Annotated in this window: 23 protein-coding genes; 8 read left to right on the forward strand and 15 right to left on the reverse strand. The window is 43.2% G+C overall.

The window, feature by feature from the left end:
• Nucleotides 1-241 precede the first annotated feature (241 nt).
• The 6 genes from QNH36_RS20300 (at nt 242) to QNH36_RS20325 (ending at nt 4,423) form a co-directional block, all read left to right on the forward strand.
• Nucleotides 242-955 carry a cytochrome c biogenesis CcdA family protein gene (locus QNH36_RS20300; RefSeq protein WP_251544461.1) on the forward strand — a complete coding sequence of 238 codons (714 nt, stop codon included), beginning with the start codon at nt 242-244 and terminating at the stop codon, nt 953-955.
• A 45-nt stretch (nt 956-1,000) separates the two neighbouring features.
• Nucleotides 1,001-1,696 (forward strand): response regulator transcription factor, encoded by a 696-nt coding sequence (locus QNH36_RS20305; protein WP_251544462.1) that lies wholly within the window; start codon nt 1,001-1,003, stop codon nt 1,694-1,696.
• A complete protein-coding gene (locus QNH36_RS20310) occupies nt 1,683-2,750 on the forward strand; it encodes a HAMP domain-containing sensor histidine kinase (RefSeq protein ID WP_283904074.1) in 1,068 nt (355 codons plus the stop codon). Before QNH36_RS20305 ends, QNH36_RS20310 begins: the two co-directional genes overlap by 14 nt.
• A 67-nt stretch (nt 2,751-2,817) precedes the next feature.
• Entirely contained in the window at nt 2,818-3,231 is a 414-nt protein-coding gene (locus tag QNH36_RS20315; protein ID WP_283904075.1) for an OsmC family protein, read from the forward strand.
• A complete protein-coding gene (locus tag QNH36_RS20320; protein ID WP_283904076.1) occupies nt 3,228-3,839 on the forward strand; it encodes a hypothetical protein in 612 nt (203 codons plus the stop codon). The genes QNH36_RS20315 and QNH36_RS20320 overlap by 4 nt, the downstream gene beginning before the upstream one ends.
• The gene (locus tag QNH36_RS20325; protein ID WP_251544467.1) at nt 3,836-4,423 is read left to right on the forward strand and encodes a peroxiredoxin family protein; all 588 of its coding nucleotides are present in this window, start codon (nt 3,836-3,838) and stop codon (nt 4,421-4,423) included. Before QNH36_RS20320 ends, QNH36_RS20325 begins: the two co-directional genes overlap by 4 nt.
• 428 nt (nt 4,424-4,851) lie before the next feature.
• Here the strand turns inward: QNH36_RS20325 and QNH36_RS20330 are convergent, their stop codons facing one another.
• The 6 genes from QNH36_RS20330 to QNH36_RS20355 all read right to left on the reverse strand — a co-directional run bounded on the left by QNH36_RS20330 (nt 4,852) and on the right by QNH36_RS20355 (nt 10,761).
• Nucleotides 4,852-6,285 (reverse strand): bifunctional metallophosphatase/5'-nucleotidase, encoded by a 1,434-nt coding sequence (locus tag QNH36_RS20330; RefSeq protein WP_283904077.1) that lies wholly within the window; start codon nt 6,283-6,285, stop codon nt 4,852-4,854.
• Nucleotides 6,286-6,744: 459 nt separating this feature from the next.
• The gene (locus tag QNH36_RS20335) at nt 6,745-7,866 is read right to left on the reverse strand and encodes an MBL fold metallo-hydrolase (RefSeq protein WP_283904078.1); all 1,122 of its coding nucleotides are present in this window, start codon (nt 7,864-7,866) and stop codon (nt 6,745-6,747) included.
• A 27-nt stretch (nt 7,867-7,893) separates the two neighbouring features.
• Nucleotides 7,894-8,283, reverse strand: coding sequence for a DsrE/DsrF/DrsH-like family protein (locus QNH36_RS20340; RefSeq protein WP_041964856.1), 390 nt, complete (start codon nt 8,281-8,283; stop codon nt 7,894-7,896).
• Between the two features lie 14 nt (nt 8,284-8,297).
• Nucleotides 8,298-8,876 carry a sulfurtransferase TusA family protein gene (locus QNH36_RS20345; protein WP_144478649.1) on the reverse strand — a complete coding sequence of 193 codons (579 nt, stop codon included), beginning with the start codon at nt 8,874-8,876 and terminating at the stop codon, nt 8,298-8,300.
• Between the two features lie 277 nt (nt 8,877-9,153).
• Nucleotides 9,154-10,188 (reverse strand): F510_1955 family glycosylhydrolase, encoded by a 1,035-nt coding sequence (locus QNH36_RS20350; protein ID WP_283904079.1) that lies wholly within the window; start codon nt 10,186-10,188, stop codon nt 9,154-9,156.
• 3 nt (nt 10,189-10,191) lie between these two features.
• Nucleotides 10,192-10,761, reverse strand: a complete 570-nt coding sequence (locus QNH36_RS20355; protein WP_283904080.1) for a TVP38/TMEM64 family protein — start codon at nt 10,759-10,761, stop codon at nt 10,192-10,194.
• Nucleotides 10,762-10,866: 105 nt separating this feature from the next.
• Here QNH36_RS20355 and QNH36_RS20360 point away from each other — a divergent pair, with 105 nt between their 5' ends.
• Nucleotides 10,867-11,124, forward strand: a complete 258-nt coding sequence (locus QNH36_RS20360) for a hypothetical protein (RefSeq protein WP_144478643.1) — start codon at nt 10,867-10,869, stop codon at nt 11,122-11,124.
• Between the two features lie 364 nt (nt 11,125-11,488).
• Here the strand turns inward: QNH36_RS20360 and QNH36_RS20365 are convergent, their stop codons facing one another.
• The 7 genes from QNH36_RS20365 to QNH36_RS20395 form a co-directional block, all read right to left on the reverse strand.
• Nucleotides 11,489-11,866, reverse strand: a complete 378-nt coding sequence (locus QNH36_RS20365) for a hypothetical protein (protein ID WP_283904081.1) — start codon at nt 11,864-11,866, stop codon at nt 11,489-11,491.
• Nucleotides 11,867-11,907: 41 nt separating this feature from the next.
• Nucleotides 11,908-12,795, reverse strand: a complete 888-nt coding sequence (locus QNH36_RS20370) for a helix-turn-helix domain-containing protein (protein WP_283904082.1) — start codon at nt 12,793-12,795, stop codon at nt 11,908-11,910.
• Nucleotides 12,796-13,046: 251 nt separating this feature from the next.
• On the reverse strand, nt 13,047-14,303 hold the full coding sequence (locus QNH36_RS20375) for a Ger(x)C family spore germination protein (protein WP_251544926.1): 1,257 nt from the start codon (nt 14,301-14,303) through the stop codon (nt 13,047-13,049).
• Nucleotides 14,278-15,387: a GerAB/ArcD/ProY family transporter gene (locus QNH36_RS20380; RefSeq protein ID WP_144478635.1), complete on the reverse strand. Its 1,110-nt coding sequence runs from the start codon at nt 15,385-15,387 to the stop codon at nt 14,278-14,280. The genes QNH36_RS20375 and QNH36_RS20380 overlap by 26 nt, the downstream gene beginning before the upstream one ends.
• A gap of 3 nt (nt 15,388-15,390) precedes the next feature.
• Nucleotides 15,391-16,935 (reverse strand): spore germination protein, encoded by a 1,545-nt coding sequence (locus QNH36_RS20385; protein ID WP_283904083.1) that lies wholly within the window; start codon nt 16,933-16,935, stop codon nt 15,391-15,393.
• A gap of 117 nt (nt 16,936-17,052) precedes the next feature.
• Nucleotides 17,053-17,643, reverse strand: a complete 591-nt coding sequence (gene uptA / locus QNH36_RS20390; RefSeq protein WP_251544928.1) for an undecaprenyl phosphate transporter UptA — start codon at nt 17,641-17,643, stop codon at nt 17,053-17,055.
• Nucleotides 17,644-17,951: 308 nt separating this feature from the next.
• Nucleotides 17,952-18,155 carry a hypothetical protein gene (locus QNH36_RS20395; protein ID WP_144478629.1) on the reverse strand — a complete coding sequence of 68 codons (204 nt, stop codon included), beginning with the start codon at nt 18,153-18,155 and terminating at the stop codon, nt 17,952-17,954.
• 212 nt (nt 18,156-18,367) lie between these two features.
• On the opposite strand from QNH36_RS20395, the gene QNH36_RS20400 reads away from it, so the two are divergent.
• The gene (locus QNH36_RS20400; RefSeq protein ID WP_283904084.1) at nt 18,368-19,366 is read left to right on the forward strand and encodes a potassium channel family protein; all 999 of its coding nucleotides are present in this window, start codon (nt 18,368-18,370) and stop codon (nt 19,364-19,366) included.
• Nucleotides 19,367-19,386: 20 nt separating this feature from the next.
• Here QNH36_RS20400 and QNH36_RS20405 read toward each other — a convergent pair whose 3' ends face one another.
• Entirely contained in the window at nt 19,387-19,794 is a 408-nt protein-coding gene (locus QNH36_RS20405; protein WP_283904085.1) for a YugN-like family protein, read from the reverse strand.
• 314 nt (nt 19,795-20,108) lie between these two features.
• Nucleotides 20,109-21,458: a glucose-6-phosphate isomerase gene (locus QNH36_RS20410; protein WP_144478624.1), complete on the reverse strand. Its 1,350-nt coding sequence runs from the start codon at nt 21,456-21,458 to the stop codon at nt 20,109-20,111.
• Nucleotides 21,459-21,496 lie beyond the last annotated feature (38 nt).

The raw sequence follows: 21,496 nt of genomic DNA on the forward strand, positions 1-21,496 counted from the left end.
CATAAGGATAAAACCTGGGAGCTCTCCTGGGTTTTATTTTTTTTACCCAGACAGTATACTAACAAGCGAGCGGGATTATGAATTGGTTTACATTTGAGAGAGAAAAAAATTGAAAGTCACACTCAGTCATTATACAATATATTACGTTATATACCAACAGGGGTATAATAAGGAGTTCTTCTTCATTAATCCTTAACAAAGACAACCCAATATAGTTTATAGAAAAGGAGTGAATATAAATATGTCAGATATCGGTTTATTTTTTGCTTTTACCGCCGGGATTTTATCATTTTTCTCACCATGCGTGTTCCCTCTCCTCCCTGCTTACATAACTCATTTAACAGGAGGCAAAATTGAGGGGTCAAAGGTCGCAGTCGACCGGGCAACACTTTTCACCCGTTCATTCGGATTTATCATCGGTTTTAGTATAATTTTTATTGTCATGGGGGCTTCGGCATCATTCCTGGGACAGGTTTTCGCAAATTACAGGACAATCGTCATGCAGATTGCCGGTTTACTGATCATCATTTTCGGATTGCAGATGGCAGGTTTGCTGAATATTAAATTCCTGATGATGGAGAAAAAGGTCCATTCTGAAACAAAATCAAAGGGCGCTTTCGGTTCTGTCTTTCTAGGAATGGCGTTTGCAAGCGGATGGTCACCTTGTGTAGGATTGGCACTATCATCCATCTTGCTGCTGGCCAGCTCGTCCGATACTTTATATCAGGGAATGTACCTGCTGACTTCTTACTCTCTTGGAATGGCCGTGCCTTTCCTGGTCATTTCTTTCGTCATTTCCTATTCATTAAAAGCAATCAAGAAGATCAATAAATATCTGTCTAAGCTCGCACTCGTAAATGGTATGATTATGGTAGGCATGGGCTTTCTGGTCCTGTCAGGCCAGATGCAGAAAATCAGTGCATGGCTGTCAGCTTACAGTTTATTTGGATTCTGATTTTAAAAGGATCCACCTTAATGCCTGAAGGAGTGACTTATTTTTGTGAAGAAAGAACTGATCGGCAAAAGTGTATTGGTAGTCGAAGACGATCCCAAAATAAGGACGCTTGTCAAAATCTATTTAACGAATGAGGGCTATGAGGTTCTCGAAGCGGACAATGGAATTGACGCCCAGGAGATGATTGAAAAATATGACCCTTGCATCCTTATACTAGACCTGATGCTTCCCGGCAAAAGCGGAGAAGAAATATGCTGCTGGCTGCGGAACGATTTGGAAAGCATGATGCCTGTCATCATGCTGACAGCAAAAGCTTCGGAAAAGAGCCGGATTGAAGGCTTTAAGCTTGGCGCTGACGACTATGTGGTAAAACCATTCAGTCCGGCCGAGCTGATGGTCCGGATTGAAGCGGTGTTACGAAGGACGGCAAGCAGATGCGGGAAACTGACTTTTACAGGTCTTACCCTCAAACCAGCAAAAGGCCAGGCGCTGGTTGATGGGGAAACACTCGACTTGACAAATTTTGAGTTCAGGCTTCTCCATATGTTCATGCAGCATCCTGGACAAATTCTTTCGCGGACGCAAATACTCGATACCATTTATGAAAATAACGAAAAGGCCGTGACGGAGCGGACAATCGATGTACATATCAAGAATCTCCGTGAGAAAATCAAAGAAAAAACGCCGAAGGATTATATTCAGACAGTAAGAGGAATGGGGTATAAATTTGCGGCGAATTAAAAGCATCACGAACTTGTTGTTATCGAAGTTGGTAGCGGTCAACAGTATTGTCATTCTGCTGGTCATCATGCTGGCAGGAATATCTGTAAAAGACTATGCCTGCTTCCTGGTCAATCATGAACAAGTGACCGGGCAGCAGCTCGTTGAAACCCTGAATTCATTCCTGATCAAAGTAAGCATCATCGCTTTCATCGCCGCCGGGCTTTTGCATTATTTTTCGGTAAAAAGAATTGTGAATCCAGTTAAGGCGATGGCTGCTGCCGCAATTCAGGTGAAAACAGGAACAATCCCTTCGAAGATTGATGTACAGGCAGGCGGTGAACTTGGCGAACTCGTAACAAATTTCAATGCCATGACCGAAACCCTATCGGTTGTCCAAACAAGGCGTGAAGAAATGTTAAGGGATATCGCCCATGAATTAAGGACTCCGCTGACGAATATCAATGGGTATCTAGAAGCTCTTCACAGCGGTGTATTGGAAGGTGACCAGGAACTTTTCGGGTCTCTTCTCGAAGAATCCAGACGGATCACAAGAATTGTTGATTTGATTGCTGAGCTTGATGCATGGAGCCAGGAGTCCCATTTACCCGAAAAACAATTCGAGGAAATCGATATGAAACAAGCATTGGCTGAATCACTTGCAGCGTTCCACTTGAAGCTATCCGGCAGGTTCGAGACATTGAGCCAGCAGATTGAACACGCTCCTGTTCTTGGCCATAAAGACGGCTTAAAGCAAGTCCTGGCCAATCTGCTGCAAAATATTATCGATTATGACACTGGCGGGCATCTTGCCATAGTGGGACAGCGTAGTGATTCAGAATACAGAGTGACTTTTTCCCATGAAGGTACCTATATTGACCCGGATAATAAAGAGCTGATTTTTGAACGGTTTTACAGGCTTGAAGAATCCCGCAGCACAAAAGCGGAGGGGGCCGGCCTCGGCCTGGCGATTGCCAAAAGTATCATGAATGCCCATCAGGGACATATTGGCCTTGATACAGATGGGCATAATCACTCATTTTGGATCAGAATCCCCCTCCATTCCGTTTCTTAATCAATCCTTAACAATACGATTACATACTGGACTGAAAAGTAGTTTTCGAATTAAAGGAGCGATTTTGATGGAATTCACTTATTATAATGAGAAACTTATCGGACAGATGGAATATGGTTTCCTTCCAATATCCCCGAACGCAGAATTGGGATACAGACCTATGGAACTGTTCGTATCCTCCTTGACTGGCTGCAGTACTGCGGTGCTGGCAAATATTCTGGACAAGAAGAGAATAGACTATAAAAGAATCGACGTTAATGTATCAGCAGTCAGGAATCCAGAAGAGGCAAACCGGATTGAACGGTTGACATTCGATGTTGCCGTGCAGACCGACACATTGGATAAGGCGAAGCAGGCTGAGAAAATTGCCGCCCTTGTCCTGAAAAATTGCGGCATGATTCAATCGGTCATTGGAAGCATCGACATCCGATACCAGATTGAATTCACGTCAGACCAGCCCAAAAAAGGTGATGTTGCTTGAATTATATAACGATTGGCAGATTCACGGTGCCAGCAGATTTGCTCGCGGCGTTTGCTGCCATATTTATCGGCGCCCTGATCTACCGGGCCAGGGAAAAAAAGAGCATAGGTGATTGGTATTGGAACAGCTTTTTCATATACATAGCCATCTACAAGCTGAGCTATGTCGTTTTCAATTTCAAGATGTTCCTTGACACCCCCTTCTCCCTCCTTTATTTTAATGGTGGCACAGAAGGCCAGATCCTTGCTTTTGCAGGCATTGCGGCCTATTTATTTTGGATTGCAAGGAAAAAGGAAAGCATGGTCAAAGTGACCGAGTATCTTCCGGCTTATTTCCTTTTCTTTTTGCTCTATTGGACCGGACTATTCGCATTTTCAGAGGAGTTCATCCCTGCTGGAGTGCAGGCACTAATGGCGTTGATCTTTGGAGTGTTTTATTTTAAAAGAATGGAGCTTTCGAAGGAATATGCTATATTATTCTTGATGCTTGAAGCACTCGTTCTCAGTCTTTTTTCGAATTTGCTTTCAGCGGAAAACCTGCTGATCTTTGCACTTGGAATTTACTTGCTAGTATTTCAGGGTTTAAATAAGGAGGAATTACAGCATTGAATAAAAATCTTTTATCATTCGCGATTTTAGCATTGGCTGTCGTCATATTGGTCGTGAATATCTGGAAACCAGGTTCGACCGAGAGCGAAAAGAAAACAACAGCACCGACTGAGGAAGCCGTAGAAACAACTGAAGATATCCCGGGCGCTAAGCTGTCTTCATTAAGGGAAGGCGCTGAGGCACCTGATTTTGAACTGAAAACCCTGGGAGGAGAGACAGTCAAGCTGTCCGATTACCGCGGCAAAAGAGTGATCCTGAACTTCTGGGCAACTTGGTGCCCTCCATGTAAGGCCGAAATGCCTCATATGCAAAATTTCTATGAAGAATATAACGATCAGGGCGTAGAAATCCTAGCTGTCAATTTGACCAACATGGACAAAGGCGTCGAAGAAGTGCAAAAATTCGTTGATGAATATGGCTTAACCTTTACCATCCCTTTGGATGAGGCAGGAAACGCAGGAACAACCTATCAGGCCTTCACCATCCCAACCAGCTACATCCTCGATGAAAAAGGCGTCATAACAAAGAAAATTGTCGGACCGATGGATGAAAAAATGATGAAGGAACTTACAGGGGTAAAATAATAGAAAGTCACGGCTCAGGCCGTGACTTTTTTGTTTATGATGGACAGGATTCAGGAAGCGAACAGCAAAAGTGTCCGTCATCAAGCCTATGATGGACAGAAATAAGAAAACATTCAGCAAAGGTGTCCGTCTTCTGGTTATATTGTAGGTGATGCTCTGACTGAAAGGTCTTTTTTGGACATTTTGAAGCTGCTCTGCCTTCGAAATGTCCATTAAATCCTCTTTCTTGGACATTTTGGCGCGGATCCGCCTTCGAAATGTCCATTAAATCCTCTTTCTTGGACATTTTGGCGCTACTTCGCCCGCGAAATGTCCATTAAATCTTCTTTCTTAGACATTTTTACGCTGCTCCGCCTTCGAAATGTCCATTAAATCCTCTTTCTTGGACATTTTGGCGCGGATCCGCCTTTGAAATGTCAAAAAGTTTTCTAGATGCTCAAGATCTTCGGTTCTTGATTTGCTTTGAATAATCCTTTTTCATTTAAAAATTGTTTAATAACATCAACGGCATGGACACCTTGATATGTTTTATTGGCTTCAGCGCCTTTGAACAGCTGCTTCCCGCCTCCTGCGACTTTGTATGTCTTTTTCAAATCGAACTCCTCACCGCCAACGAGCAGCTTCTGGATCCTGTTTCCTTCAGGGTTGTACGGCTTGAAAGCCATGAACAGGCCAGAAGACCTTAGTATATATCCGCCTTTCTGCTTGAATGGATCCCTTGAGAAAACCTTCTCCAAATTTTTCTCAAGGGCATTCATCAGCTGCTTCCCGCTCATTTCCAGCGTGAACATTTCTGGATTTGTTGGGATAATGGTATGCAGATCGTATTCGGTTATGTCACCAGGCTGAACGGGTGTGCCATAACGCCAGCCATGAGAAAACGCCAGGTTGCAGTCGTCAAATGCATGAAGATATGCGTCAGTAATCAGCTGGTCCATTGGCGCTTCACTCAAGGTCATCCTGTGCAAGGTTGACTCTGTCCTCCCTACGACATTGTCCCGTTCCTTCTTGTAAGGCTCCAGGATATCGGCAATGATCCCTTCCATTTCCTCATCTACAGAAAAACTCTCATCGATTGCTATCAGTTCATACTGATAATCAGCCATTTTACCGCCTTCCATATTGATCTCCAGCTTTCCAAGGAAAGAAGCACTTGAACCTGCTTGAACGACAAGAGCACCATTTACGGTAATCGGTTTTTCAATTCGGTCATGGCTGTGTCCGGATAAGATGATATCAATTCCCTCGACTAGGGCTGCCAGTTCAACATCGAGCGGGAGGCCCATATGGCTTAGCAGCACAATCAGGTCCACTTTCTCTTTTAACTCTTCGACACAATGACGGGTCTCTTCCACCCCTTTTGAGAATGAAAGGCCTTTAGAAAAGCTTTCCGGCATCGTCTCGTCGACATATGGATAGGTGAGTCCAATGACTCCTAGCTTTACGCCATTCATCTCTTTTATCATATAAGGCTTTAAGAAAGATTGATTGGAATCCTGTTCCTTTACATTGCATGCGACAGCAGGGAAAGGAAGGGCATTCGCCAATGAAGATAATTGCTGTTTTCCATAGGCGAAATCCCAATTTCCCGGGACCCAGCCATCCAGTTCCATCTTTTGCAAAGCTGGTATTATTGCTTCTCCTTTTGAAGCAACTAATGGGAGTGTCCCATGAAAAAGATCACCGCCATCAAGGAATAATACATTATCTTTTTGTGATTTAAGATTTTTGATATATTTTGCAATCCTCGGAAGGCCGCCAGTTTTACTTAGCTCAGGTTGGTTGTTTTTCCAAAATAATTCATCATGCAAATACAAACTCCCATGTGTATCATTCTGCTGGATGATCGTCAACTTGGTCATAGGGTCCTCCTTTATGGGTGCTGACTATTCTTTTTGAATTCATATAAAAGCTTTTTCCGTAAACGTCCTGATTTCATGATGCTTACGGAAAAAGCCTTGTTTATTAAGGCTGTTTTCGTAAAGATTGTTGTTAAAATCTTAAAGCCGATTTTAACGTGCTATAAAGCCATTTTGCAGTTCGTTTTTAAGTGTGCAAGCTCTTTTCTCATAACAAGCTTGAATTTTATAAAGAAAAATAGGTCATTCAATCCCATTTTTTAGTCAATAGCAACAAAGTTTGAGAAAAGAGCCTTTATTAAAAAGGAGTACCCTCTTCATAAGGTACTCCTTCTTTGATTGGCCAGCTCCAGCGCCTAGCCCCTCGATCGTTTCGGTCCGCCTTTTGAAGTCAAAGAACGACTTCAATGGTCGGCCCTCCAACGATTGTTGGGGCTGACCAAGGCGCTTGCGCTTTTCTATTTATCTTACTGCGCATCGGTTCGGTCCGATTTCCATTTCCCTCTGTTCTTCGATATCCGGGTTGATTTTGCCCATATTCGTCTGCCTGATTTCCTGGTAGGAGTTAGGCTGAGGCGGAAGATTCTCGGTGACTGTTTTCCTGAACGTCTCTTCACTATCGATTTGCAAACCATGGTTCTCAGCATAAAGCACGCCAAGTTTTTCGGAAACGCTGCCGTCATCATTCATCTCATTGATGCCCATATAGTGGGCAGGCAGGACAAGCAGTTCATCGGCAAGTTCTTTATAACGCTTATACAACGTGTTCCTCAGATCACCCACCCAGTCTTGTGCCAATCCAGCAAGGTCAGGGCGTCCGATTGAGTCGATGAACAGAATGTCACCTGTCAGCAAGTATTGGTCATCTATGATGAACGAAGTACTTCCAATTGTATGACCAGGAGAGTACAAAGCCTGTATGACAGTGTTTCCAACCTTGATTTCATCACCATCCTGAAGTGGTTCATAATGGAAGGTAACTTCTTCTGCGTCTTTAGGGGGAAGGTAATATTTAGCTCCCACTTTATCTGCAAGCTTCTTACCGCCGGAAATATGGTCAGCATGAAGATGGGTATCAAGAAGGGCAACAAGTTTAAAATCCTTGCCAGTCATGAACTCCTCATACTGCTCAATCATCCGGTTTGTATCGATGATCGCAGCCTCGCCATTGGATTCGACAAGATAGGAAAGGCAGCCCTTGCCAATCCTGACGAATTGATAGAGCGATCCGCCATTTTTCAGGTCACCGATTTTAACAGGCTCTAAATGTTCACTCCAGGCTTTCATGCCGCCTTCAATGGAGTAGACATTCGTATAGCCTGCCTCTTCGATTTGTTCAGCTACAAATTCAGATGAACCGCCTTTTGCACATACAACGTAAATTTCCTGATCTTTCGGCAGGACATTCTTTACGGGATCCACACCTTCTAGCAGGTCAAAATAAGGTGTATTATGGACTTTTACATTCCGGCCTTCGATTTTCCAATCATCGAAGTCATCAGTATTTCTTGTATCAAGGATAAACAGGTCTTCATGGTTAATGACTTTTCGAGCTAATTCTTTTGCTGTAATTGTCTGTACCATTTCATTCCTCCTGTTATGCTTTGATTTCTAGAATGTCAATGTAATATCTGCATCGCTTGCGAAGTGAAGGAATGAAGCTGCTCCACCCACGTCAATGCCATCAACGAACTGGTCTTTTTCAAGGGACATTACGTCCATTGTCATCTGGCAGGCAATCATCTTGACACCCATTTCAGCTGCCATTTCAACAAGCTGCTCAACTGGAGGAACGTTTTCTCTTGCAAAGCCTTCCTGGAAGTGCTCTGTTCCTGCCGGCATAGGAAGTTGCTTATGCGCTTCCTTGTGGATCAGGTTAAGCCCTTCAAATGTGAAGAAAATTCCTACTTCTGCATCTGTTGCTGCTGCCGCAGTCGCGATATTGAATACTTTATATGCGTCGAACATTCCGCCGTTAGAGGCGATGATAGCTACTTTCATTATTTGGTTCCTCCTTATTTTTCAACTGATGTTTCCGTCGGGCCTGTCCAGTCCTTCATCCCGGAAACAACATTAATAGGTTTCTTGAATCCTTTTTCGGCAAGCTTCTTCGCTGCCATATCACTTCTTGATCCGGAGCGGCAAATGATATAGACATCCTCTTCAGGATCCAATTCATTGAACCGCTGCTCCAGTTCTCCAAGCGGAATCGATTTTGCATTAGGAATATGGCCAAAAGCATATTCAGCAGATTCCCTTACGTCAAGAATGGTTATCTTCTCTTCGCCTTCCAATTTTGCCAGCACTTCTTCAAGTGTGGATGTATGTGGGTGTGGCGATTCATTGTTCAGTTCATCTTCACTCGCTTTACGGACATAATGCTTTAGCACATCTCCATCCGTGATTGTACCAAGGTATTGATTGCCTGTACTTTCTGCCCATGCTTTCAGGTCTGTTGTAGATCCTTTGTCAGTCGCCTGCACTTCAATAACCTGTCCAGGTTCCATCTCATTCATGGATTTCTTCGTTTTGACAATCGGCATCGGGCACGCAAGTCCTTTTGCGTCCAGTACTTTATCCGCAGAAATTGACATAGTAATCCCCCTTCCTAAAGCTTAGTATTTTATGAATTCGCGGAATCCATACTGAAAAAAATCTCCCTAGTTTATATACCTCCTACGGTAAAAACTATGCGTATATTGTAAATAAAATAAAAAAAAACAGCAACCATTTTGTTTTGGATGCTGCTTCCTGCTTATTTGGTATTAAAATAGGTATTCAAAGCAGGCAGAAATGAATTTCTGGAACCAAATTCTGCTCAACCATGGGATGTAGGCTATTGTTATACCTGCCAATTGGATGGATGCCGGATTATTTTTCAATCTTCCCGTTCACCAAAAGCCGCTTCCATGTCTGGCCGCCATCCTCTGATTCATAAAGGTCATTCAGGATGGTGATGAAGGCTATTCTTCCGTCCTGCCGAGGGTCAGCGGCTATATATGTAATCGGATTATCTTCCTTAAGTTGCGGAATCGGAAGCTCTTCTGCTGCCCCTTCCTGCTGGAGATCCAGCTTGAACATTTTGATTTTTTGATCCTGAACCGGGGAAATAAGCAGTGATTCTTTAGAGAATGCCGCTGCTGTCACCATCTCGAAATCTCCTGCTTTCTTCATGTTCTTCCCAAAATCATCTGTGATGAAGACACCTTCCCTTGTTGCCATTGCGAATATTCCTCCATTTTCCGGATGAACCGCAATCATACCAAGTGTTTTTGCCTCCATCCCTGCCATGTCAATTTGCTCCCAGCTTCCGCCATGGTCCCTGGATAAATAGACGCCTCTTTCCATGCTGAAATTGGGTTCTTCATTGATTAAATACAGGCTGCTATTGTGGTAGCCAGCGGAAAGGAAGTGGAAATCACTTTCACCGTAAAAAGCGATTTTCTCAAGTGTCCTGCCCTTATCTGTGCTTTTTATAAGGCCCAGAGGATCATTCAAATTTGACCCTTTTTCGGGATGGCCACTTGCAAAAAAGCCATCCTGGGTTGCCTGAAAACCCATATAGTCATGGTTTTGTCCGGCAGTTTCCAGCCACTCTCCCTTTATAAACATTTTCAGGCCATTATGCGATGCAACATAGAGGCCCTCATCATTACCTGGATATCCAATTCCATGTACGTGGTCTACTTTTTGCTCCGCTGCTTTTCTGATGAACTTTTCTGCTGGAATATCGCTGGTTATGTTCCCCTCCATCCTTGGCTGGTTTTCAGCTTGTTTCTGCTGTTCTTGTTTCTGTTGTTCTTGTTGTTCCTGCTTTGCCTGATTATCCTCCCGGTCCGCACAGCCTGTCAAAACCAGTGCCATTAAGACAATTGCTGCGGACATTAGCCTGTTTCTATCCATCATATTCTACATCCTCCGATTTCTTTTCCTGTTTGTCCAATAATAGTAGCAGACACCCGCCACAACCGCAAAGACCGCCATTGACAGCTGGTACTCTGTTTTCCAGCCCAGCAAGGTGTGCACCGAATATGCCTCAATGAAGAGTGCAGGGATTTTGCCAATCGTACTTGATACCATGAATGCAGGTGCGCCCATTTTGCTGTAAGAAGCAGCAAGCGTCACCAGTCCTGAAGGCGCGAATGGGAAAAGCCGCAATAGAATCACCAGGACAAATGCCTCTGTGCCGGCAGTGCCTTTAAGCCGATCCAATCCTTTTATTGGTTTGGTGGTGCCGTTGATTTTCTGCGCCAGTTTTTTTACCCCTCTTCGATAAAGAAAAAAGCTGATGATCGCCCCGGCGGCTTCCCCAATGATCGAAAGAACAAGACCGCCACTAAAGCCAAAATAAAGAATATTAGCAGCCGTCACAAATGCGCTCGGGACCACCCCCATTATTGAAATTGTGATACTGACCGTCAGACTGATCAAAACTGCGATCCAGACAGGCTGTCCAGATAGAGTATCTAATAATGCCATTTATTATCCTCCGGAAAAAGTACAATAATTTGTCACTGCTTCTGCTAAGTTTTTGCACACTGTCCGGCTAAAATTTACTTATAAACGAAAGGAGCTGACCTGAAGATGAAAAAACTGTCGTTAAGTTTATTAAGCGCAGCCATAATCCTTGGAGCCAGTACCGCCGCCTTGGCGGAAGAAGGAACAGAAGGAAAAGGCGTATTCAATTTTGGCCAGATGAAGCCGCTTATCGAAAAAATGCATCCCGGCTTGTCCGATGAAGAGGTCAAGCAAATGTACAATGACTGCCACGGAACAAACGGTGCCATGCCGAGCAAAAACTTCAATATGATGAACGGGAGCCATATGGATATCGTAGACTGAAAACCGAGGCTATTCCACATCAAATAAGGTTCTGGAGAAATCCAGAGCCTTTCACTATGTACTTGTTCTATTCTAGCTGAAATCTTTGCATAAGGTTGTTTTCGTAAAGATTGTTGTTAAAATCTTAAAGCCGATTTTAACGTGCTATAAAGCCATTTTGCAGTTCGTTTTTAAGTGTGCAAGCTCTTTTCTCATAATAAGCTTTAATTTTATGCAGAAAACTAGGTCATTAAATCCCATTTTGTAATCAATAGCAACATAGTTTGAGAAAAGAGCCTTGCATAAAAACATGAAGAAAAAGGTTTCCCCTTCAACATGAAAAAACAACCTGACCTAATCGGTCCAGGCTGTCTCAAATCATTTCTTACACTAATCCTTCAACTTGACTATGCTGTGACGGCAGGTCGGCTATAATTGTCCCGCTCTGCGAATGCTGTGAGGGAAGATCTGCTGCCAATGTTCCTTGTTGAGTGTGCTGTGATGGCAGGTCTGCTACGATTGTCCCGTTCTGCGAGTGCTGCGAGGGAAGATCTGCTACCAATGTTCCTTCTTGTGCATGCTGTGACGGCAGGTCTGCCAGGGTGACTCCATCGCCTGAATGTTGTGATGGCAATCCGGCTATGGTTGTACCACTTGGCGCGTGTTGTGATGGCAAATCGGCCAGGCTCCTATCTTCAGAATCCCAACCAGATACACCAGCAAAAAATGCAGCAAAAATGGTCATCAGTATTATTCTGTTCATTTTATCCTCCTCTGCCTCTGGCTAAAAAGTTAAAGGGTGTATCAGCAATATTTCAATAATTTTTCCATTTCAGTTTCTACTAGACTGGCAAACTTCTCATTCTTCTGGAGCCTGAAAATCATGACTGCTTTTTCGAGATATTCCTTCCCTTTGTTTTCTTTACCCAATTTAATAAAATTCATGCCTGATTGGTAATAAAGTTCTCCAAATAAATACATATTTTCTTCATATATACAATTATCGATTCCTTTGCTGCAGTATATGAGTGATTCCTCATATCTCTCCAGCTTTGACAGTGCCTGGGCGAGACCGTAAAGAATCCTTAGCCAGATGCTTGAATCCTGGACTTGAGGCAGTTCTGTCAGCTGGTTCAGGGCCTTCAGAAAAAGCTCCACTGCCTTGTCAAGGTTCCCGCTGTCCTTTTCAATAATGGCCATACTGGTCAAAATCTCAATTTCACGTTCGCTCATACTAGCCTGTTCCTGATGAGTCATGGCCAATGCCTGACCAAGCAAGCCGATTGATTTCTGTCTATCTCCCTCAAGGTAATAGCTGCATATCCCCTGGTGCCATACCAGAAACTGATTGAAAGACGTATGCTTAAAAAGCTGATTATCCTGCTCCTTTTGGAGGATTTCATCAATAGCAGCATAATCACGCTCTCTTTTATACTTTTTGATTAACTCCGTGACAGCGATGGCGTAATTGTATGTATCAGACGAAGCGATATCGAAAAAATGGTTAAGCTCTACTTCAAGCTTTGAAGCCATCTTATATAATTGATCAATTGTTGGATATTTCTCTTCTTTTTCAAATTGAATGATATCCTCTTCAGAACATATACCTGCAGCCAACTGTGCCTCAGTCAATCCTTTAAAAACTCTTGAAGACTTAAGTATCTTTCCGAAGTTATATCCAACCAGGCCCATCCCTACACCCCATTTTTACGTGATTATTTTATTATATATTATCATAGTGTTCGTAAAATTTAAAAATTTGCACCAGCCTGAAATGGCTGGCACATTCATTGATAGGAAAAATAATGGAGTGCTATGCAAGACAAAGACAAAAGGACGATAACAATAGCTCCAACCTTGTTTTTTTGCCGCCAAAGCGTTATACCAAATAATAAATAATACAATATGATAAAAGCTATGGCGATCCACATAATCAGTACCATCTAATCCCTCACTTCTTCAAGGTCAGGCAGCTTCGTCTGGCGTCCAAATTCACCAAATCGAATGGAGACATTCACCTTAACTGCTGCATCAGGATAGGTGTGCATCCAGTCAAATTCACGGAATTCCCGGAGGGTGGCAAACTCCTTCCTCATCGGTATGGATAAATCGAATGTATCTCCTTTTAATTCTTCCTGACTATAGACTATAAAATCGGTGAAGTTTTTTCCTATTGCAGCCGTAAGAGATTTTTTAAGCTTCTTGACCTTGTCACGGTTCTTTGCGTAATTGGTCATGCTTGGGTCGCTGTATACTTCTATAAATAAAGGAACCTCAATTTCAATGGTTGGCCGGCCATTTCCGGTAATCAGCTTAAATTTATTGCTTTTTTTTTGAGAAATTCTTAAGCTCAGCTTATATCGCTCATCAAAAGGGTCTTGGACTGCGGTCAGGATATCCTCGGTAGTCCAGGTATTGTCTAATAGACTTGATATCCTTGTCTCTTCCCCGGTTATTTTGCCAATCATCATTCCTTCTTTGAATACAGCAGATCCCATGAACTGGGCATTATTTGTCGTGCCTTTTACTTGAATCTCACCCGCCATGAGGTCATCATCGGTCGTTTCCATTTCATCTTTTTCCACTTTTTTGGTGGTAGCGTATATCGCCAGAAATAAATCGGCATCGCTTTCAGTGACCCGGAAAAAACTATTCAAGTCTGCTTCGGGAATCATGCCAGTCTCCTGCCCTCTTTCGATCATCAGTTCTAAAAATTTATGCGGCCTGGTTTCAATTCTTGGTTGATTAAATTTGATGAAGTCTGCCGCATCCTCCCGGGTGACTAATAATTGCGCGCTTCGCTTAATTTCCCGATCCTTAGTTGCACTGTAGATGACCCTGATAAAATCCGGGTCTCTGGCTAATTCTTCTGAAACGATAAGCACCTGAAGCAGGTCATAGGATATTTCCTTCGCCACCACAGTATTGGCTGTATTGCGCGATGAAATAAAATCATCAGCAACCAAAGTCACAATTTCCTGCGGCGGCTCATTCGCTCCGCCAGCAGTCTGCTGGGAACCCACCTCCGGATTTGCAATCAGGTATGTGACTCTAACCTTTCCTTCTGCTTTATGCTTATCAAGTCCTATACCAATGACATATGCCTTATCATCCAGTTCCTTGTGATCCCAGCATCCCGCCAGGCTCAAAGTGATAGCCGAGAGGATTGCCACTTTAATGATTATAGAGTGAATTTTCATTCTTAAAATCCCCCCGAATTTTCGCCACTACCCACATTAATGGCGGCATCATCATAAAAGCAGGACTCAAGACGACAAGTACTTTTTCCCTCAGCGAGTAGAGGGTGATCGATGGGGCATCAGGTAACAATCCCATCAGCAAGATGATGGTTGCGATCAAAGGAATGAGATATTCAAACTCATTAATTTTAAGAACGCCTCCCAGGAATATGGCGATTAGGTATAGATAAAACGAAAAACGGATAAAAGTCGCGACCAGCCAAAAGGGAAAAAATAAGGTTTCTACGTTGGCCAAGAATCCTATTTGAATATATCTGATTGTTTCATGGAAAGGATAGTTCAGCATTTCTGCAGTAGTATAATCAAATAAAACGACAAAGGCAACAAGCGCCAGGCTCATTTCTACTGTTAAAAAACCCAGACCAATGAGTGTGCCTTTTTTCATTTCCTTATATGAAGTCACGACAGGCATAATAAGGGCAAGAAAGAAAAAATCAACAAATATTGAGACATTTTTCACGGAAGATTTTGCAACTTCGAGCGGCCCTTCACCCCACAAAGGGAAAAGATAACCTAGTGTTCCTTCGCGAAAAGTAAAAATCAGGGCGATGAACAAGGTAATCTTGATGTATGGCAGCAAAAGCCAGGATACAGCGCCTATCTGTTCTATGCCCCTCTTTGCTCCATAAGCGCAAATAACCATTAAAATGATATAAAGAATGACTGCTGGTGTTTTCGTGAAATACATCGTGCCAATTATGTCGACGTAGGTACCTGAGTCTGCAATCACTGCTGCTGTCCCGCCAATTATCAACAGAAGAGATAGTATATTCCCTAAAAATTTCCCAAAAAGGTGCAATAAAATTTCATGCAGGTTTTTACCTTTATGAGCTGAATACACTTTTATTAAAAAAAGGATCGGCAGAAGTGAAAGAAGGCCAATCAGCAACGTTGCTATCCAGCCGGCATTTTTGGCATTTTCATAAATAATCGCAGGGGTGTCATCACTCAACTTCGCTCCAATGGTCAACGAGATAATAGCGAAATATTCTTTTATGCCAATTTTCCCCTTATCCTGTTTCATCGCCTATTCTCCATTAGTCTTTTTTTGTAGATCTGCACTTTTCAAGAAGCCTGGCCTCAAGATTTCATTTTTCGTCAGCCTGCGGAAAATTGTATCATTCGATGACTTGTAATTTGGTGACATAGGCGCTAAATACGGCACACCAAATGACTTGATTGAAACCATATAGAATAGCCCACCGACAAACATTGCAGTCATACCATAAATGCCCATCATCGACGCACTCAGGATAAATAGAAAGCGCATCAGTCTTACGGCGAAGTTCAAACTTATATCACTGACTGCAAACGAGCTGAGACCACCGAGAGCGACGACAATAATGACAATCGGACTAATGATATTCGCTTCAACGGCTGCCTGGCCAAGAATAAGTGCTCCAACTATTCCGATCGTCGGCCCTATTGGACTTGGCACTCGCAACCCAGCTTCCCTGATCAATTCAAAGGCCAATTCCATGATCAAAATTTCAATCACCGCAGGGAAAGGAACCTTTTCCCGTGAAGCGGCAATTGCAAGGAGCAAGTCTGGCGGAATCATTTCAGCATGGTAAGTGGTAATCGATATGTAAATAGCAGATGTGAAAATCGTGATAAAAAGAGCTGCCATTCTTAACGCTCTCGTAAAGTTTCCATAAAAGAACCTAAGATAGTGATCCTCAGGAGTGTGAAAAAAAGCCCAAAATGTTGCAGGGAGAACAAGACTATCTGGTGAGTTATCCATTAATAGAACGATATAACCATCCTCTAAAAAAGAGGCTGCCCTGTCAGGCCTCTCTGTCGAAAGAAGACTTGGAAATAATGAATAATTCCTTTCCTCAATATATTCTTCAAGCAGCGATAAGTTCTGGATGGCATTCACCTGAAGGCTCCCCAATCGTTCCTTGATGTTGTCAACCAGCTTTTCATTGGCAAGTCCGCGAATATAAACGATGTACACATCATTGTGTGAACGTTGCGAGACTTCAACGGCTTCCACTATCAAGTTCTCATTTTTGATTTTCTTCCTGAGCAGCGAGATATTGACTACGACCTTTTCATTAAAAGCCTCTTTCGGTCCCTTGATTAAGATTTCACTGTCCGGCTTTTCGATTGCCCTGCTCTGGAAATCTGGACAATCAAGAACATATCCCCATGCTTCCCCATCCAATATGAGCAGGGCGTTTCCTTTATTCAAATCCTTTACGGCATCCTTGAACACATTTATTTCATGGACCATCTGGATGGAAACTACATCCTTCACCTTTTTATTTGCTGATGTATTTTCTGCCAGGGGCTTGAGGATGTTCTCTTCTATACTCTTAACATCTGAGATCGTGCTGATGAAGATGAGGGCAGCATTTTTTCCGAAGCCCTCAAGGTACATTTCGCGCAATTTTACATCCTTGTTGTCAGGAATACTGTACAGTTTCCTGATCACCGACAGATTGTCTTCGAGTCTCCCTGAGAACTTCTGATCCTTTAATGCAGACTGCTCTCCGACCAGCTTCTCCGCTGAGCGAGGAGGTTGTTTCTGCTGTTTTTTGAACAGCCTGAGCATTTCCTTTAACATATTGAATCTACTCCCTGCCCGTGCGGTTGGCTTATTTCCTTATCTTAACTTTTACTAAACTCCTATGATTTATGAGTTTTAACCATATAAAAAAGCTCAGGAAGTTTCCTGAGCTGATCAAACCTTAGTTTTTTTCCGTGCTGCCAATAAATAGACGGCTCCTGCCCCCAGTGCAATGATGCTGAGGGGAATTATGTATGGCCTGGCCACGTCCTTGATGCCAGACCAGTTCTCGCCAAGGACAATGCCGAGATAAAGGAAAAATATCGTCCATGGAATCATCGCAGCTACAGTATACAGCGTGAACTTGATGGCCGACATGCCAGCAATCCCGGCAGGTATCGATATCGCATGCCTCACGACCGGAATGAATCTTGCCGAAAAAATAACCCCTGGTCCATATTGATCGAACCATTTTTCCGATACTTCAAGATGGTGTTTGTTGATCAATAAGTATTTCCCGTACTTCTCAAGCATCGGGCGCCCGCCCAAATAACCAAGCCAATAAAGAAAAAGCTGTGCCATCGTCCCGCCGATGGTGCCCGCGACCACTGCCCCTGTAAACCCAATGGTTCCCTCAGAAATCATATACCCACCATATCCAAGGACAATTTCACTTGGGATGATCTCAAGCATCAACCCGAGGGCAATTCCTAAGTATCCTAGGCTCGACAGCCAGTCCAAAACATTCATAATGAATGCATGCATTTTTTTCACTCCAATTCGATTGCATCTTCTCTTTTAAAAATATATTGAACAATGTACAAGTTTATCTCTATTTTTCACTAAACAGAACAAAAAGCGTAAGAGCCTCGTTCAGCCCCGACAAGCGCTGGAGGGCCGACCGGTGAAATCGTTCTTTGACTTCATTGGGCGGACCGAAGCGACTCGAGGGGCTAGGCGCTGGAGCTAGATTAAGAATACTACATATATTTATCCACACCTAAACAATTTTCTAATTTCATAAACAATGAAAAAGAACCCGCCATTATGACAGGTTCTTTGAAAGAGAAGCGTCAGCTGCGCCAACCGCCTCTTAGCAGTACCCTCAAGCCGATAAAAATGATGACGAAAGCGAAAAGTACGATAACAATGACACCTATAATGACGAAAATGCCTCCCGTAAGAGTCAACAGCATTGGACCATATTGAATCAATGCCCATCCAGCGACCATACAGGCGAGAAATAACAAAATGTTCGATCCCCAATTAAATGACATCTGATAATCCCTCCTTTCCCTATTCAGCATATGTCAGGAATAAGTATTGGTACGGGCTAATGAACTATTATGACTTTTTTGTGTAAAAAAGATTTTGCTCGACAAGAATAGAATTACATAAATTTTCCTAAGTCTGTTTTTCGATAGGGAAAAAAGGGAAAAGTAATTATTGCTTTCATACATATTGCGAGAATGAAAGAGGAGGAATAAAAATGTCTAACCTTTTGTATATGCGCTTCATCAGGCTGCCAATTCTGACAAGAATCCTGATGATTGCCGCTTTGATGATTTTCCTTTTTGGATCGGTCATCCATTTTATTGAGCCCAAAAGCTTTCCGACCGTTTTCGATGGTGTCTGGTGGGCGATCATTACCGCATCAACAGTGGGATATGGTGATTATTACCCGGTTTCTACTCCAGGAAGAATAACGGCCATGATCCTGCTCCTGGTCGGGACAGGATTTTTATCATCCTATTTCATTCACCTGTCAGCAGCAACGGTTACCAAACAGAACGCATACGCGGAGGGGAGAGTTGGTTATAGAGGGGGCGATCATATCATCATCATCGGCTGGAATGAGAGGTCACGCACAATTATCAGGTCCCTCATTCAATCCGAATCCATTATCCTGATTGACGACACACTGGGTTCGATTCCAATCAAGGAAGACAATTTGCATTTTATCAGGGGCCGTGCGAACAAGGATGAAACATTACTGAATGCCCGTATCTCAACCGCCAGAAAAGTGATCATTACTTCTGATCAAAATCTGGATGAACTGCAGGCTGATATGAATACGATTCTTACACTGCTTGCGATCAAAGGGCTGAATCCTGATATACGCTGCATTGCAGAAATCCAAACGAGTGAACAGGTCAATAACGCCAGAAGGGCAGGGGCAGATGAACTGATCCCCGCTAATGCTTTGACCAGCGCAGTCCTTTTGAACAGCATCGCCTCTCCTGAGGTTGTGAATCCATTATTGGATTTGCTTGGCCAATTAAACGGCAAACACTTGTCTTATATTGAGCCTGAAACCACTCTGATGGACAAGCACTTCCAGGAAGCAAGCAGCTTTTTGCTGAGGGAACGAAATACGATCCTGATTGGCATAAAAAGAGGGGATGACATAATCGTCAACCCCAAAAGAAATATCAAAATTAAATTTGATGATCAACTTCTTGCCATTTCAAACGATAATGATGAATAGCTTTTGGCCATTTCAAGCAATTAATGATGCAATAAGGCAATTTCTGCTTCGCGGACAAGTGAACGTCCCACTTCAATGTACTTTTCTGGAAAACTCGCATCCTTATCCACCGGTTCCTGGAACTGGTTGAAGGATGCGCTGGCATTTCCAATCTCCGCATGGTCATCAAGTCCACGCTGATATTTATGCGAAAGAAGGAATGGACGCTGAAGTGCTACAGTGCAGCCTTTTGAGTCGAGTTGTCCATCAATCGCCTTAAAGGGAAGACGCAAAAATTGATAGCCCACCTCGTCATCAATTTTATAGTCAAAGGCTCCATGGTCATAATCCCAGTTTCCCCCCACGGAATACCCCAACGGTTTAAGCAGCTGTTCCAGTTTATAAAGATCAAAATGTTTGCCCTCAAGCTCAGATTGTATCTCAATCAATGGTTTGTCCGCCTTTCCAAATGTTTTTGCTTAGTTTTAACCAAAACAGGCGAATTAATGAGCGGTGAAAGTTTGGATTGGCCAAGAATCCGGGTTTGTTCGGGGTATTAGCGTTGTGATTAGTGCCTTTATTGGCGAAAAGATGATTTTATTGGCGATTCCCACTATTTTTTTGGCGAAAATTTCTTTTTATTGGCGATTTGCACATGTTTATTGGCGAAAATCCAAAATTTATTGGCGAACTGGAAATTATTCCTTATTTTTCCAATTTCAAAACAAAAAGGAGCACCACTACGGGTACTCCTTCTTCATCATTATTTAAGTCGCTTTTCCAATTCAGCTTTCTTTTCTTCAAAGCCTGGTTTTCCAAGCAATGCGAACATGTTCACTTTGTATGCTTCGACGCCCGGCTGGTCGAATGGGTTCACGCCAAGCAGGTAGCCGCTCATCGCGCATGCTTTTTCAAAGAAGTACACAAGGTAGCCAAATGTGTATTCATCAAGCTGAGGAATTTCTACAACCAGATTCGGTACGCCTCCATCAGTATGGGCAAGCATTGTGCCTTGGAACGCTTTGTTATTCACGAAATCAACTGTCTTGCCGGCAAGATAATTCAGGCCGTCAAGATCGCTTGCAGCTTCTTCGATTGTCAGCTCATGGCGAGGCTTTTCCACCTTGATGATCGTCTCGAACAAATCGCGGCGTCCTTCCTGCACATACTGTCCAAGGGAGTGAAGATCTGTTGAGAAGTTAGCTGATGACGGGTAGATTCCCTTCTGGTCTTTTCCTTCACTTTCGCCGAACAACTGCTTCCACCATTCAGAGAAGTACTGAAGGGATGGCTCGTAGTTGATCAGCATTTCGATTGTTTTGCCTTTGTTGTAAAGCGCGTTGCGGACTGCCGCATACTGGTATGCAGGATTTTCTTCAAGCTCTGACTTGCCGAAGTCTTCCCTTGCCTGTGCCGCACCATTCATCATGGCTTCGATATCTGAACCGCTGACAGCGATCGGCAGCAAGCCTACTGCAGTCAATACAGAATAACGGCCGCCAACATCATCAGGAATCACAAATGATTCATAGCCTTCCTCGTCAGCGAGTGTCTTTAATGCACCGCGTGCTTTGTCTGTAGTCGCGTAAATGCGTTTGCGTGCTTCTTCCACACCATACTTCTCCTCAAGCATCTTGCGGAAAATGCGGAAAGCAATCGCTGGCTCGGTTGTTGTACCGGATTTTGAGATCACATTGATGGAGAAGTCTTTTCCATCCAAAAGATCCATCACATCAGTCATATAAGTTGAGCTGATGTTGTTGCCGATAAAAATAACCTGCGGAGTGTTTCGCTTTTCTTTTGGAAGAGCGTTATAGAAGCTGTGCTGTAAAAATTCAAGTGCAGCACGTGCTCCAAGATAAGATCCGCCAATCCCGACAACTAGCAGGACATCAGAATCACTTTTGATCTTTTCTGCTGACTTCTGGATGCGGGCAAATTCTTCTTTATCATAGTCGACAGGGAGATCGATCCAGCCTAAAAAGTCGCTGCCTGCACCCGTTTTTTCATGTAATGAATGGTGTGCTACTTTTACAAAATCCCTTAAATATGTAACTTCGTGTTCACCAAAAAAGCTAAGCGCCTTTGAGTAATCAAAACGAACATGTGTCATGTCTGATCCTCCATTATTTTATATTCTCTATCACTTTA

This window comes from Mesobacillus sp. AQ2 (genome assembly GCF_030122805.1).
Classification (GTDB): domain Bacteria; phylum Bacillota; class Bacilli; order Bacillales; family Cytobacillaceae; genus Mesobacillus; species Mesobacillus oceanisediminis_A.

What these genes read in the sequence shown, in the direction of transcription:
- QNH36_RS20300 (WP_251544461.1), top strand. Translation starts at nt 242, where the DNA reads ATGTCAGATATCGGTTTATTTTTTGCTTTTACCGCCGGGATTTTATCA.
- QNH36_RS20315 (WP_283904075.1), top strand. Translation starts at nt 2,818, where the DNA reads ATGGAATTCACTTATTATAATGAGAAACTTATCGGACAGATGGAATAT.
- QNH36_RS20330 (WP_283904077.1), bottom strand. Translation starts at nt 6,285, where the DNA reads ATGACCAAGTTGACGATCATCCAGCAGAATGATACACATGGGAGTTTG.
- QNH36_RS20335 (WP_283904078.1), bottom strand. Translation starts at nt 7,866, where the DNA reads ATGGTACAGACAATTACAGCAAAAGAATTAGCTCGAAAAGTCATTAAC.
- QNH36_RS20340 (WP_041964856.1), bottom strand. Translation starts at nt 8,283, where the DNA reads ATGAAAGTAGCTATCATCGCCTCTAACGGCGGAATGTTCGACGCATAT.
- QNH36_RS20345 (WP_144478649.1), bottom strand. Translation starts at nt 8,876, where the DNA reads ATGTCAATTTCTGCGGATAAAGTACTGGACGCAAAAGGACTTGCGTGC.
- QNH36_RS20350 (WP_283904079.1), bottom strand. Translation starts at nt 10,188, where the DNA reads ATGATGGATAGAAACAGGCTAATGTCCGCAGCAATTGTCTTAATGGCA.
- QNH36_RS20355 (WP_283904080.1), bottom strand. Translation starts at nt 10,761, where the DNA reads ATGGCATTATTAGATACTCTATCTGGACAGCCTGTCTGGATCGCAGTT.
- QNH36_RS20360 (WP_144478643.1), top strand. Translation starts at nt 10,867, where the DNA reads ATGAAAAAACTGTCGTTAAGTTTATTAAGCGCAGCCATAATCCTTGGA.
- QNH36_RS20365 (WP_283904081.1), bottom strand. Translation starts at nt 11,866, where the DNA reads ATGAACAGAATAATACTGATGACCATTTTTGCTGCATTTTTTGCTGGT.
- QNH36_RS20370 (WP_283904082.1), bottom strand. Translation starts at nt 12,795, where the DNA reads ATGGGCCTGGTTGGATATAACTTCGGAAAGATACTTAAGTCTTCAAGA.
- QNH36_RS20375 (WP_251544926.1), bottom strand. Translation starts at nt 14,303, where the DNA reads ATGAAAATTCACTCTATAATCATTAAAGTGGCAATCCTCTCGGCTATC.
- QNH36_RS20380 (WP_144478635.1), bottom strand. Translation starts at nt 15,387, where the DNA reads ATGAAACAGGATAAGGGGAAAATTGGCATAAAAGAATATTTCGCTATT.
- QNH36_RS20385 (WP_283904083.1), bottom strand. Translation starts at nt 16,935, where the DNA reads ATGTTAAAGGAAATGCTCAGGCTGTTCAAAAAACAGCAGAAACAACCT.
- uptA (WP_251544928.1), bottom strand. Translation starts at nt 17,643, where the DNA reads ATGCATGCATTCATTATGAATGTTTTGGACTGGCTGTCGAGCCTAGGA.
- QNH36_RS20395 (WP_144478629.1), bottom strand. Translation starts at nt 18,155, where the DNA reads ATGTCATTTAATTGGGGATCGAACATTTTGTTATTTCTCGCCTGTATG.
- QNH36_RS20400 (WP_283904084.1), top strand. Translation starts at nt 18,368, where the DNA reads ATGTCTAACCTTTTGTATATGCGCTTCATCAGGCTGCCAATTCTGACA.
- QNH36_RS20410 (WP_144478624.1), bottom strand. Translation starts at nt 21,458, where the DNA reads ATGACACATGTTCGTTTTGATTACTCAAAGGCGCTTAGCTTTTTTGGT.